At 69.1% G+C, this 12993-nt stretch carries 10 protein-coding genes and 1 pseudogene; 6 read left to right on the plus strand and 5 right to left on the minus strand.

Annotated elements, in window-relative coordinates; translation table 11 throughout:
• Nucleotides 1-203: 203 nt before the first annotated feature.
• From H1343_RS00850 to H1343_RS00865, 4 genes are all read left to right on the plus strand, one after another.
• Nucleotides 204-896: a glutathione S-transferase family protein gene (locus H1343_RS00850; RefSeq protein WP_185984119.1), complete on the plus strand. Its 693-nt coding sequence runs from the start codon at nucleotides 204-206 to the stop codon at nucleotides 894-896.
• 77 nt (nucleotides 897-973) lie between these two features.
• Nucleotides 974-2116, plus strand: coding sequence for a tRNA epoxyqueuosine(34) reductase QueG (gene queG, locus H1343_RS00855; protein WP_185984120.1), 1143 nt, complete (start codon nucleotides 974-976; stop codon nucleotides 2114-2116).
• Nucleotides 2094-2468, plus strand: a complete 375-nt coding sequence (locus tag H1343_RS00860) for a hypothetical protein (RefSeq protein ID WP_210270122.1) — start codon at nucleotides 2094-2096, stop codon at nucleotides 2466-2468. Before queG ends, H1343_RS00860 begins: the two co-directional genes overlap by 23 nt.
• Nucleotides 2465-3406 carry an SDR family oxidoreductase gene (locus tag H1343_RS00865; protein ID WP_185984121.1) on the plus strand — a complete coding sequence of 314 codons (942 nt, stop codon included), beginning with the start codon at nucleotides 2465-2467 and terminating at the stop codon, nucleotides 3404-3406. Before H1343_RS00860 ends, H1343_RS00865 begins: the two co-directional genes overlap by 4 nt.
• Here H1343_RS00865 and H1343_RS00870 read toward each other — a convergent pair.
• The 4 genes from H1343_RS00870 to mprF form a co-directional block, all read right to left on the minus strand.
• Complete coding sequence (locus H1343_RS00870) at nucleotides 3384-4838, minus strand: RimK family protein (protein WP_185984122.1); 1455 nt, start codon at nucleotides 4836-4838, stop codon at nucleotides 3384-3386. The two genes, H1343_RS00865 and H1343_RS00870, sit on opposite strands and share 23 nt — an antisense overlap.
• A 21-nt stretch (nucleotides 4839-4859) precedes the next feature.
• On the minus strand, nucleotides 4860-6014 hold the full coding sequence (locus H1343_RS00875) for a GNAT family N-acetyltransferase/peptidase C39 family protein (protein WP_185984123.1): 1155 nt from the start codon (nucleotides 6012-6014) through the stop codon (nucleotides 4860-4862).
• Nucleotides 6015-6163: 149 nt separating this feature from the next.
• On the minus strand, nucleotides 6164-7561 hold the full coding sequence (locus H1343_RS00880) for a virulence factor family protein (RefSeq protein ID WP_185984124.1): 1398 nt from the start codon (nucleotides 7559-7561) through the stop codon (nucleotides 6164-6166).
• The gene (gene mprF / locus H1343_RS00885; RefSeq protein ID WP_246333185.1) at nucleotides 7558-10134 is read right to left on the minus strand and encodes a bifunctional lysylphosphatidylglycerol flippase/synthetase MprF; all 2577 of its coding nucleotides are present in this window, start codon (nucleotides 10132-10134) and stop codon (nucleotides 7558-7560) included. The genes H1343_RS00880 and mprF overlap by 4 nt, the downstream gene beginning before the upstream one ends.
• Nucleotides 10135-10237: 103 nt before the next feature.
• Here mprF and H1343_RS00890 point away from each other — a divergent pair, with 103 nt between their 5' ends.
• Nucleotides 10238-11422, plus strand: a complete 1185-nt coding sequence (locus H1343_RS00890; protein ID WP_185984126.1) for an MBL fold metallo-hydrolase — start codon at nucleotides 10238-10240, stop codon at nucleotides 11420-11422.
• Nucleotides 11423-11483: 61 nt separating this feature from the next.
• Here the strand turns inward: H1343_RS00890 and H1343_RS00895 are convergent.
• Nucleotides 11484-11879, minus strand: a pseudogene (locus H1343_RS00895) (cell wall hydrolase); the annotation flags it as partial.
• A 480-nt stretch (nucleotides 11880-12359) separates the two neighbouring features.
• On the opposite strand from H1343_RS00895, the gene H1343_RS00900 reads away from it, so the two are divergent.
• Nucleotides 12360-12749: a septal ring lytic transglycosylase RlpA family protein gene (locus tag H1343_RS00900; protein ID WP_185984128.1), complete on the plus strand. Its 390-nt coding sequence runs from the start codon at nucleotides 12360-12362 to the stop codon at nucleotides 12747-12749.
• Nucleotides 12750-12993: the final 244 nt, after the last annotated feature.

The following is a 12993-nucleotide window of genomic DNA, read 5'->3' on the forward strand; positions in this document are numbered from 1 at the left end:
GCGGGAGAATGAAGGCAAGCGCACGTCCAGCGGAGATCGCGGCCGCCAATCTCTTTCGCGGTGTCGCCCTCGTGCATCGCCGCCCGTGGACGAGGCCGGGGCTTGCGAAAGACGGCTGTTCGGCTATCTCCGAGAGACGCGCCCGGGCGGCCCCGCATCGCCGGGTGCGCGCAATTCATACGGGAAAGGCGCCGCGTCCCTTCATGCTGAGGCTTCACCACCATCCGATGTCGGCTTCCTCGCGCTTCGTGCGGCTGGTGCTCGGCGAATATGGCGAGCGCGTCGAACTGATCGAGGAGCGTCCCTGGGAGCGGCGGCGTGAGCTTCTGGCGCTGAACCCGGCCGCCACGGTGCCGATCCTCGTCGAGGACAACGGCCCCCCGGTCGTGGGCGGCATCGTGGCCGGCGAGTATCTCGACGAGACGCGCGGCGCCTTCCAGCGCGAGCGCCGGCTCTTCGCCGACAAGCCGGCCGAGCGCGCCGAGATCCGGCGCCTGGTCGAATGGTTCCTCGGCAAGATGGACGCGGAGGTCACGCGCTATCTCGTGCGCGAGCGTGTCTTCAAGCGGGAGATGCACGCCGATCACGGCGGCGGGGCTCCCGATTCGTCCGCCATCCGTGCGGCGCGCACCAACCTCAAGAACCACATGCGCTATCTCGGCTGGCTGGCCGAAAGCCGCAACTGGCTGTCGGGGCCGCGTCTGTCCTATGCCGATCTCGCGGGCGCCGCGAGCTTCTCGGTGCTCGACTATCTGGGCGAGGTCGCCTGGGAGGAGGAGCCGGGCGCGAAGGACTGGTACATGCGTCTGAAGTCGCGCCCGTCCTTCCGCCCGCTTCTGGCCGAGCGCATTCGCGGCGTCTCGCCGGCCGGGCACTACGCCGAACTCGACTTTTAGAGCCTTTCAGGCTGGTTCCGTATCAGTCTGAGAGGCTTTCATTGCCCAAGCACGGTGCGCCGTCTATCTGACGGGCGATGAGCCAGAGCCTTCGACGCTTCCTCGACGACGACGCGCGCCGTCTCGGCTTCTCGGCCGTGGGCGTCGCGCTGGCGGCCGAGAATGCGGCGGCGGCGAGCGGGCTCGACGACTTCATCGCCGCCGGCCACCACGGGACGATGGGCTGGATGCCCGAGACGGCCGAGCGCCGGCGCTCTGTCCCGGCGCTGTGGTCGGACGCGCGGACCGTCATCGCGCTCGGCCTCAATTACGGCCCCTCCGGCGACGCGCTCGCCAATCTCGCACGGCCGCAGATCGGCAACATCTCCGTCTACGCCCGGCACCGCGACTATCATGACGTCGTCAAGGGCAAGCTGAAGGAGCTTGCCGGCCGGCTGATCGCGCGGGCGCGTCAGTCGGGCCTCGGCGAGCACGACGCCAGGGTCTTCGTCGACACCGCGCCGCTGATGGAAAAGCCGATGGGGCAGGCCGCCGGTCTCGGCTGGCAGGGGAAGCACACCAACCTCGTCAGCCGCGACTACGGCTCGTGGCTCTTCCTCGGCTCGATCCTGACGACGCTGGAATTGTCGCCAGATGTCCCCGGCCGCGACGCGTGCGGCTCCTGCCGCGCCTGCCAGGACGCCTGCCCAACCAACGCCTTTCCGGCCCCCTACAAGCTCGATGCGCGGCGTTGCATCTCCTACCTCACCATCGAGACCAAGGCCGTCGTCCCGCGGACGATGCGCCCGGCCATGGGCAACCGCATCTATGGCTGCGACGATTGCCTTGCCGTCTGCCCCTGGAACAAGTTCGCCGCCGAGGCCCGCGAGGCCAAGCTGCGCGCACGCGAAGACCTGATGGCACCGCCGCTCGAAGAGCTACTCGCGCTCGACGACGCCGCCTTCCGCGCGCTCTTCTCGGGCTCGCCGGTCAAGCGCGCCGGGCGCGACAAGTTCGTCTCCAACTGCCTGATCGCGGCCGGCAACAGCGGCGCGGCGCGTCTCGTCCCCGCCGTCGAGGCGCTGCTTGTCGACGAGGCGCCGCTGGTGCGCGCGATGGCGGTCTGGGCGCTGGCGCGCCTTTCGCCCGCCTCGGCCTTGGAAAGGCGCGCCAGCGCCCTCCATAGCGAGGAGGACGAAATCGTGAGGAGCGAGTGGCATGCTCTGGAAACAGAAGGCTGAAGCCGTGAAGGAGACCGCGCAGGAGAAGGGCGCGGCGGTGGCGGAGGCGTTCCGCCATGTGTCCCACGGCGATATCGAAAAGGCGCAGACCTCGCTGGCGGCGGGCGGCGTCGCCCTGCCGGATGCGCTGCGCGAGACGCGCGGGCTCGGCGCCGTGGCTGTCGGAGCGCTCGCCTTCGGGGCGGTCGCGATCGGCGCCTTCGCGATTGGCCGCCTGTCGGTCGGGCGTCTGGCGATCGGAGACGCGTCGATCCGCCGCCTGCATATCGGGCAACTCGAGGTCGATTCCTTCGACACGCCCCGGCTCGCGGCGCTTCGCGCGCGCCGCCGTGCGCTTTTCGGCGGCGAATGAAGCCGCCGGTCCCGGCCAACGACCGGCCGGCCGCCTTCTTCATCTTCGGCGGCGGCTATTCCGCCGGCGCCTTCGCGCGCGCGCAGCCCGCCGGGAGCATTGTCGGCGTGACGACACGCGGCGAGGAAAAGGCGTCGGATTTCGCCGCGCATGGCTGGAAGCCCTTCGTCTTCGACGGAGAGCGCCCCGGCGACGGCATCGATGGCGCGCTGCCGAAGGCAACGCATCTTGTTATCTCAGTGCCGCCCGGCCATGCGGCGCCCGAGGGCGTGTCGCGGGCCGGCGGCGCTGGCGCTGCGCCCGGCGACCCGGTTCTGCGCTGGTATCGCGACGAGATCGTCCACGGCATGCCCCGCCTCGAATGGATCGGCTATCTCTCCACGGTCGGCGTTTATGGCGACCATGACGGGGCGTGGATCGACGAGAGCGCGCCCTTGTCCGGCCAGTCGGAGCGCTCGCGAGAGCGCATTGCCGCCGAGGAAGCCTGGGGCGAGGCCGCGCGCGAGGCGGGCGTGCCGCTCGCCATCCTGCGCCTGCCCGGCATCTACGGGCCGGGCCGCTCGGCCTTCGACAAGCTGGAGAGCGGCAAGGCGCGGCGCACGGTGAAGCCCGGTCAGGTCTTCAACCGCGTCCATGTCGACGACATCGCCGGCGCCATCGCTCATCTCGCGGTCCGGCGCATCGGCGGGGCGTTCAACGTCACGGACGACGAGCCCGCGCCGCCGCAGGACGTGATCGAGCATGCCGCGCGCCTCGCCGGACTGCCCGTCCCGCCGGACGAGCCCTTCGATCCGGTGGCGATGAGCCCGATGGCGCGCTCCTTCTGGAGCGAGAACAAGCGCGTCTCCAACGCCGCGCTGAAGGCCACGGGCTACGCGCTGCGTTACCCGACCTATCGCGAGGGACTGGCCGCGATCACCCCTCGATCCGGTCGATGAACCAGCGCGTCAGGCGCGTCCAGACCTCGTCCTTCTCGGCCGCGTCCTCGACGCCGTGCTCCAGGTTCGGGTTGTCGTTCACCTCGATCAGGAAGACGCCGCCATCGGTCTCCTTCAGGTCGACGCCGTAGAGCCCGTCGCCGATGCAACGCGCGGCGCGCAGCCCCGCGTCCAGCACCTGCGGCGGCGCGTCGGCGAGCGCCACGGCCTCGAAGCCCCCCTCCATCGGCCGCCCGCCCGCGTCGTGGTTGATGATCTGCCAGTGCTCCTTGGCCATCAGATATTTCACCGCGAAGAGCGGCTGGCCGCCGAGAACGCCGATGCGCCAGTCGAAGGCGGTGGGCATGAACTTCTGCGCGATGAGAAGATCCGAATCCTCCAGCCAGCCGTGCGCCAAGGCCTCCAGCGCCTTCATGTCGGAGAGCTTCTTCACCCCGCGCGAGAAAGAGCCGTCGGGGATCTTCAGGACCATCGGAAAGCCGAGCGTGTCGGCGGCGCGAACGAGGTCCTCCTTGCCGCCGATCATCACCGAGGGCGGCACGCACACGCCGTTGCCGAGCATCAGCTCGTTCAGGAACACCTTGTTGGTGCAGCGGATCATCGAGACCGGATCGTCGATGACGGGCATGCCCTCCTGCACGGCGCGCCGGGCGAAGCGATAGGTGTGGTTGTTGATCGAAGTCGTCTCGCGGATGAAGAGCGCGTCGAAATTGGCGAGGCGCGGCAGATCCTTGCGGGTGATCGGCTCGACGTCGACGCTCATGCGCGAGGCGATCTTGGCCCAGTGCTTCAGGCTGTCGACGGAGGTCGGCGGCAATTCCTCGCGCGGATCGTAGAGCGTGGCGAAGGCGTATTTCGAAGGGCTCTTGGCGCGCGCGTCGCGCCATTCGCGGGCGGTGTAGCGCTCCATGGCCGCCATGAGGCGCCCGGTCTCGGCCTCGTCGAGCTTGCCCAGCGAGGCGAAGCCGATCCTGCGGATCCGCAAGCGCTCCTTCCATTCGAGGAAGACCTCCAGTGCAGGCGCGCGGAACCAGTCGAACAGGAGCTTGGCGAAACGGTCGAGGCGATGGTCCTCGGCATAGCCGAAATACACCCGCAACGGGCCGTCCGGCATCTCGGCTTCCTCGCGGAAGACCTTGGAGAGCGCCGATTCCAGTTCGGGGAGCGAATTCTCGTAGAGCTTCTTCTCCGAGAGGTCGATCATCGTCTCGACCGAGGGGATGACGCGGTGCCCGCGCGCGCCGGCGAGCAGCGAGGCGTAGTAGCCCCGACTCTGGTAGGCGTAGGAACGCGAGAGATTGATGACCTTGGGCCGCTGGCCGCCGAACAGGTTCGGGCGGGCGAGATAGTCCCGGCTCGTCATGATCTTGTGCGGCGTGGCGGCGTTGTCGATGTCGGCGCTGCGGCCGACCAGGACGACCCATTGGGACATCGGGCTCTCTCGGGAAAACGATCAGGCCGCACGCTTCTTCAGGAAGACGGCGGCGCGAAGGCCGATCTTGCCGAAACGCGCGATGCGGTCGAAGGCGGAATAGGGAATGGGCAACGAGGCAGCGTCGGCGATGGTTTCACCACGCTCGTCCTCCACCCAGGGATCGTGGACGATCAGGTGTCGCCCGTCGTCTCCGTGGACGAGAATCCAGTGCGGTACCTTCTTGCCGAACATCTGGTAGCCCGAGACGAGGACGATCGCCGTGCCTCCCTCATGGACAACATCGGCGATGTCGGCGATCGTGAAGGGGCGGATGCGCGCCTCGATCCCGTAGGCTTCCGCGCGGGTGCGGAAGTCCTCCTGCGCCAACGCCATGACATGACGCTTCTCCTCGGATCTCACACCCTCGAGGAAGAGATCGCCCGGCTCCGAGACGTGGATCTCGGCGCCGAGCCCGGCCTCGTGCGCCGCGACCGCCAGCCCATAGGGCTCGCAGCCGCCGGGGCCGGACATCATGAAGATCGTGGTCGCCTCGCGCCACAGCCGGATCTCCATCACCGGGCTCATCACCGTGCCCGGCACGTCGCGCGCCAGCGCCATCATCAGGCAGCAGGAGCCGCAGGTGAAGTCCGTCGTCTGTTCGTAATAGGGAACGCCCGTCTCCACGGGATGCTCGCCGCGCAGCGTCTTTTCGAAACGCAAAGCGGGCATGTGGTCGGCGTAATAGTCGAGGTAGCGGCCGATCGGGCGATAGCCCGCCTTGCGGTACAGGCCGATCGCCGCGTCGTTGTCCTCGCGAACCTCGAGGCGCAACGCGATCCGGTCCCGCTCGAACGCTTCGAGCTCGGCGCGCTTCAGGAGGGCGGATCCCACACCGCGACCGGAGGCATCGGCCGCGACCGCGATCGAATAGAGCCGGGCGAGTGCCGTGCCGGCGCGAAACAGGATAGCGGCATAGCCGAGGAGAGGCGCGCCGTCACCAGCTTCACCCTCGGCGACGACGATGGCCGCGCTCTTCGAGGCGAGGAGCGCGCGGAAGGAGCGGCGCGAGATGCGATCGGCGTCGAACGCGGCGTTCTCGAGCGCGACGAGGCGGTCGAGATCGTCCGCCACCGCGACGCGCAGACCTGGAGCGGGGCGCTGTGCGGATTGGGGGATGGGGGAGCGGAGGGACATGAGCATATGCCGAGTAACGCGCCACAGCATCGGCCCGAAAACCGCTTTCGGTTTTCGGAAAGCCTGATGCGTGACTTGACCTTGCCAGAGCGACCTTTGTGCGTCCGGACGGACGCACGGCGCTCTGGGTAACGCGCAGGCCGATTATCTCACATCCCGGACGGCGCGGCGAGGCCCGCCTTGGCACCGTTGGTGATGGCGGCCAGAAGCCTCGCGGCAAGCGCCGGATAGTCGCCGTCGAAATGGTGGCCGCCGTCGAGCCCGAGGATCGCGACGCTCGACAGGGCCGGGTTCGTGCAGGCCGTCCCGTCCTCGTCGCGCCCGTAGACGCACAGCACCTTGGCCGGCGGCAGCGCCTCGATCGCCGGCACCACCTCGTTCTCACCGGTGGCGAAACCCAGCCACCCGCCGACGGAAATCTCGAAGCCCGTCGCCGTGCCCGGCGCGAGAAGCCCGATCAGCGAGACGCGGTCCTGAAGATCACCTGGCAGATGCGCAAAGGCGAAGGGCAGCGTGTCCGCGCCGAAGGAATAGCCGAGAAGCGCGACAGGCATGCCCTGCGGCGGGGCGGCGCCCTGCACTATCTGCGCGATGTCGGCCGCCATCGCCTCCGGCGTCTTCTCCGACCAGAAGTAGCGCAGCGAATCGACGCCGATGACATGCACCCCGTGCGCCTGAAGCCATTCGCCGGAAATCTTGTCGAGGTCCCGCCAGCCTCCGTCGCCCGAGAAGAACACGGCGACGGCGATGGGCGGCCCGTCCGGCGGCAGGTCGACGACGGGCAGCGCGCTGGCGTCGGCCCGCGCGATCGCCGCGACCGCCTCGGCGAACCGCTGATCGGCCTCTTCGCCGGCCGGCGCGCCGGTTTCCTGCACCGCATATTGCGGGCCCGGCGCGACGGGCGGCAGATCCCCGCCGCCCGCCCCCGGCGTCACCGCCAAGAAGGGCTCGGGCAGGCCGTCCGAGGCGTCGTAGGAGAAGCCCCCCTCCCCCTGAGGCGCGGGCGTCGGCGTCGCCCCGGCGCAGACCGGCAGCGTGGTGGAGAGAAACGGCGCGGCGCCGAGCGAAACGCCGCCCGCCATCGTCGCGGCGGGCGCGTCGGCCACCGCCGCGAGCGCCAGCGCCCCGCCTTCGCCGCGCCCTGCGACGACCGGGTGGAAATAACTGTCGAGGTCGAGCGCGCGCTGGGCGTCCTTCGCCAACCCCTCGATCGCCGAGCCGAGATAGACGCAGGTGCCGCTCTGCGTGTTCAGCGCGCCGCGCCATGCCTCGAGATCAACGGGGAGCACGACGAGATTCTCGTCGAGGAGCCGGGCTGCGAGGTCGCGGTCGGCCTGCGCGATGCCGCCCCGGTCCGAGACGAGGATCACCAGCCCGTCCGGGTCGTCGCCCGGCGAGAGGATCGAGATGTTGGCGAGCGGCGGCGAGGAGGCCGTGCCGACGGGTTCGAGGCTCGGCCCGCGCGTCGCGCGGTAGACCGCAAAGCCGGCCGCGATCACCGCCAGCGCAGCCAGGCCCGCGATGAGAAGGCGCAGCCGGCGGGTCATGATGCGCGCGCCTTCACGCGGCGCGAGACGAGGGTCGTCACGTCGACCAGCGCGCGGGCCGCGTCCAGCCCCGGCGGGCAGACGAGGTAATGCGGCGTCCAGACGGGGCCGAATTTCTGCTTGAAGCCTCGCAGGCCGTCGAAGCGGTAGAAGTCTCCGCCACGCCGGTAGAGAAGGCTGCCGAAGCGGTTCCAGCGCGAGGCGCCCGGCCGGTCCGTCAAGCCCGAAAGCGGCGCCGCGCCGAGGTTGAACCAGCGATAGCCTTCTTCTCGCGCGTTCAGGATGAGCTTCACGAACAGCGTCTCCATCACCGCATGGGATGCGCTCGGAAGGTGCCGCATCAGGTCGATCGACATCTCGTTCTTCCCGCCCGAGCGCCACAGATTGGCGAAGGCGACGATCTCGCCGTGCTCCTCCAGCACCGCGACGTCGAAATAAGAGAGATAGCGCTCGTCGAAATAGCCGAGGGAGAAGCCCTTCTCGCTGCCGGACTTCGATTCCAGCCAGGCGTCGGAGATGCGCCGCAGCGTCGGCATCAGCTTCGGCACTCCATCGCGCGGCACGATGCGGAAGGTCATGCCCTCGCGCTCGGCGCGGTTGACGGCGCTGCGCAGCGACTGGCGCTTGGAGCCCTTGAGGTCGAAGGTCGCAAGGTCCACCCGCGCCACCTCGCCGAGCTTGAGCGCCGTCAGCCCCATGTCGAGGAAGAGCGGCAGGCGCGCGGCGCCGACCTCGTAGAAGACCGGGCGCAGGGCCTGCCGGTCGGCGCTGGCGCGGAAGGCCCAGGCGAGTTCCTCGGCCGCGGCCGGCGCGCCCACCGGCTCGCCGAGCGCGACGAGGCTGCCGCCCGAGCGCGCATACATCAGGAAGGCGTCTCGCTCCGGCGAGAGCATGAAGGCCTTGTCGCCCAGGAGCGCGAGCCACGCGGCCGTCTCGCTGGAGGCTTCCACCAGCGGCAGCACCTCGGGCGGGATCTCGCTCGCAGGCGCGGCGCGCGGACGCCCGTTCACCCAGAGATAGACGGCGGCGACGACGACCACGGCGACGACGAGGACACCGGCCCGCAGGAAGCGCGGCGCGTCGTCTTCCACGGCGAACTCCCACCACAGCGCGTTGGAATAGGCGACGTCCGAATAGGAGAAGAAGCCGAGCCAGACAAAGGCGACGACCACAGCCGCGATGCCCGCCAGCCAGCGCCAGCTCAGCGCGAAGGGGCCCTCCTGCGTGCGGCGGTAGAAGGCATGGCGGAAGATCGTGAGCGCCAGTGCCACGAAGGCGAGCGTCAGCGCCTCCTCCCAGTCGAGGCCCTTGGCGAGCGCGAAGACCGCGCCCGACAGAAGCAGGCACAGAGCCAGAACGAAGGCCCGGTGCAGGCGCAGCGCGAGCCCGCGCGCGATGACGAGAAGCACGACCCCGACGAGGCTCGACAGGAGATGCGAGACCTCCACGAAGGGCAGCGGCAGGATGTCCCGCAGAACCGCAAGGCGGGTGTCGATCGTCGGCGTCGAGCCCGAGATGAGGAGGACGACGCCGCCCGCGAAGGTGATCGCGGCCGAGAGCGGCGGGATCATCGGCTGCACGGCGCGCGCCGCGTCCGCCACCTTGCTGCGCTGGCGCACGAGTTCGGCTCCCGCCAGGACCACCACCGCCACCACGAGCGGCAGCGCGGTGTAGATCAGGCGATAGACGATGAGCGCGGCGATCGCGTTCGGATCGGCGCCGAGGCCGAGGCCGGCCAGGATCGTCGCCTCGAAGGCCCCGAGGCCGGCCGGCGCGTGCGAGGCCATGCCCGCGACGGTCGCCAGCGTGAAGATCAGCGCAAAGATGAAGAACGACGAGACGCTGCCCTGCGGCATCAGCACGTAGAGCGCGGCGGCGGCCGCCGTCAGGTCGACGATGCCCGCCACGATCTGCGCCAGCGCATGTCGCGAGGAGGGCAGCGGCATGACCGAGCCGCGAAAGGCGAGACGGCGCGGCGCGCGGCCGAGCCAGACGAGAAGGCCGCCGACCGCCGCGATCAGGACGATCCCGATGGCGATGTCGATCGCCGGGTCGATCCGGTCGAAGAAGGGTACGGCCCGCGGATCGGCGATGAGCGTGAGCCCGACGAGGACGGCGAAGGCGAACCACAGCGCGAAAAAGGAGGTGCCGACGATCTTCCCGATCGAGGCCGGATCGAGGTCGGCCGCACGGTAGAGACGGTAGCGCAGGGCGCCGCCGGTCAGAAGCGGAAAGCCCAGCGCGTTGGAGACCGCGTAACCGGCGGCGCCCACCAGTGCGGCGGTGGAGGGCTTCACCTTGCCTGGCACCACGGTACGCGTCGCGATGACGTCGTAGGTCGACATCGCCAGGAAGGACAGTGCCGTGAAGAGGAGGCAGGCAAGGATCGCGCCCGGCGGCATCGCGGCCACCGCGTCGCGCACCTCGTCATAGGAGACGTGCGTGACCACGATGTCGAGTGCCACGAAGGCGATGACGGTGAGCGCGAGGCCGAAGACGAGCGGCAGGATGCGCTTGATCCGGCTGGCGGGCCGGGGCCTGCCGGCCGCCTCCTGCGATGCGCTGTCCGCCACGGGTGTCACGTCTGGAAAGGCTCCGGCCTCGGAGAAGGAATCGTAGAGGGCGGAGGGAGCAAATCCAGCGCCCCCTCGCGAAAGCTTGCGTGGGGGCGCCCTCATGACACTTGCACTGTGGTCGGATCGCTTCCTAAACGCTGGCGCGAAGGGGCGGCCGGCGGGCGCCGGGCGATGCGGGACGGTGATGGATTCGGGCGGGCGACTTTTGGGCAAGGTGGCGCGGATCGCTTTCGCCGGCTTCGCCCTCGCGCTTCTGGGCGCCTGCGCCACGCCGGTCTGCGGGCCCTTCGAGGGTCGCCCCGCCCATCACGGCATCGGTGGCTTCTGCAACGAGCCCGGCGCGCCGAAGCCGGAAGCCGGCCCCGCCCTCGCCGCGATCGACGGCGTGAGGCTGGCGACCGCGCGCTATCGCGGCCCGGTGCCCCTGCAATATCTCGCCGACCCCGCCGAGACGCTCGCCGAACTGCGCCGTCCCGCCGCGCAGGACCGCGCGACCTGGCTCGGCCATGCGACGGTGCTTCTCGAGATCGACGGCAAGCGCGTCCTCGTCGATCCGGTGTGGTCCACCTACGTCACGCCGCTGCCGCCCTTCGGGCCGAAGCGCATCGTGCCGCCGCCCGTGCCGATCGCGGACCTGCCGCCGATCGACGCGATCCTCGTGACGCACGACCATTACGACCATCTCGACCGCGCGAGCCTCGACGCCATGCCCGGCAAGGACAGGATCGAGGTCGTCGTGCCGCTCGGCGTGGGCGCCAGGCTTGCCTCGATGGGCTTTTCCAGGATCGTCGAGACGGACTGGTGGCAGGAGCGGGAGGTCGCGGGGCTGAGGCTCGTCACGCTGCCGGCCTCGCACGAATCGGGGCGGACCGCCTTTCGCAAGGACGATACGCTCTGGGCCTCCTTCGCGCTGTTCGGGGCCGGCGCGTCGGGCTCGCGCGTCTATCTGACGGGAGACAGCGGCTACCACACGCATTATGCGCGGATCGGCGAGCGGTTCGGGCCGTTCGATCTCGCCGTGATGAATCTCGGCGGCTACGCGCCGCTGCCGGTGGCTAACGCCTATCACTTCACGCCGGAGCAATCGATCGCGGCCCTGCGCGACCTCAGGGCGAAGATCGCCGTCCCGGTTCACTGGGCGACTTATCCGCTGGGCTCGGAAGACCCTTTCGAACCCGGCCCCGCCTTCCTGCAGGAAGCATTTCGGCAAGGGCTCGACGCGGGCCGGGCGCGGCTGATGCGGATCGGCGAAACGCTGAGGATCAGTGCGGCACGAGGCTCATGAGCGTGAGCGGGCCGTTGCCCCTCACGTCGCTTTGCGAGGCGATCGGCCCTTCGTGCTCGCGACGGTTCACCTTCTCGTAGAAGGCGTTGCCGCCGGCGATCGTCACGTAGTTCATATTGCCGTAGCCGAAGGTCAGCCCGGCCTGGTGGAAGAACATGGCATTGTTCTCCTCCACGTCCGGGTGGCGCGCGCCGGCCAGCACGTCGGCGGCGACGTCCATCGCCAGATCCTTGCCGTTGGCCATCTCGCGGGACATGACGCCCGGCGCGAACTGGTTCCTTTGGCCGACGACGGCGCAGACGCTGTCGGGATACTGGCCCGACTCCAGCCGGTTCATCACGACGGAACCGACGGCCAGCATCCCCTCCTGGCTGGATCGGTTGCTTTCGAAATACATCGCGCGGGCGAGGCATTCCTGCTCGCGGGCATCGACCGGCGGCGCATAGGACAGCGGCATCGCGTCCTTGCTCTGCTGGCAGGCGCCGAGCGCCAGAAGCGAGACGAGACCGAGTGCGGCCTTACGCATGGATCATCCCCCGATGACAAATCCCCTGTGACGCCGTCCTAGGGGGAGTGTCGGGCGTGAAGAGGGCGAAGGCGACGCGATCTTAAGGTTAACGAGGCCGCTGTTGCCGATAGGCCACAAATCGCCTGCGGAAGCAGCCCGGATCCCTGCCGCACAGGCGTTCACGCCTTTCCGCCACGGCACACTGGCACGGCGCTCATGGGTGGGGCATCAACATCGCCCCAAGAAGGCGGAGGCCCCGCCTTTGCAGGCGTTCAAGGACGATTTCCACGTCTTAACAAGAGGTTAATCGTGCAACTGAAAGGTTCCCACCGCCTCTAAATGACCTCTTTCACGCCCCCTCGCCTCCCCATTCTCGCCCGCTCGGGCGTCGATGTGCGGGTCATCGTCAACAACGAATGCCACCAACGAATGAAGCTGACCGCAAAGATCGTCCTCGCGACGGCCGCCATCACCTGCGCCTTCAACGCACCGTTCACTACCGCCGCGCAGGCCGACCCCGTCATCGTGCGGACCATCTCCGGTCCTGCTTCCTGGTACGGCCCCGGCTTTCAGGGCCGCAAGACCGCCAATGGCGAGCGCTTCGACATGAACGAACTCACGGCCGCGCATCGCTCGCTGCCCTTCGGCACCAAGGTGCGTGTGACCTGCCGCAACACGGGCAAGTCAGTCACCGTTCGGATCAACGATCGCGGGCCGTTTCACGGCAATCGCGTGATCGATCTTTCGCGCGCGGCAGCCAGCCAGATCGGTATTACGAACGCCGGCGTCGGCGCGGTGAAGATCGACGTCCTGGCCTGAGTAACATTCGGGCGCTGGGCCCGTCAGGGCATGATGAGGGCCTTCGCCAGAACGGCGGCGCCTCCCGCCATGGCGAAGAAGGTCACGTTCACGAAGACGGTGACGAAGGTTTCGATCTTCATCGGGCTCTCCAGTCCTTAACGCTTCCTTAACGTCGCGCGCGGCGCAGCGTTCCCCTCGAACGGCTCGCTCCCACGGCCCGGCGCGCTAGTTGCACCGTCTGCGAGGCGGAAGAGGGTCGAGG

The sequence above is a fragment of the Aureimonas mangrovi genome, from assembly GCF_014058705.1.
Classification (GTDB): Bacteria; Pseudomonadota; Alphaproteobacteria; order Rhizobiales; family Rhizobiaceae; genus Aureimonas; species Aureimonas mangrovi.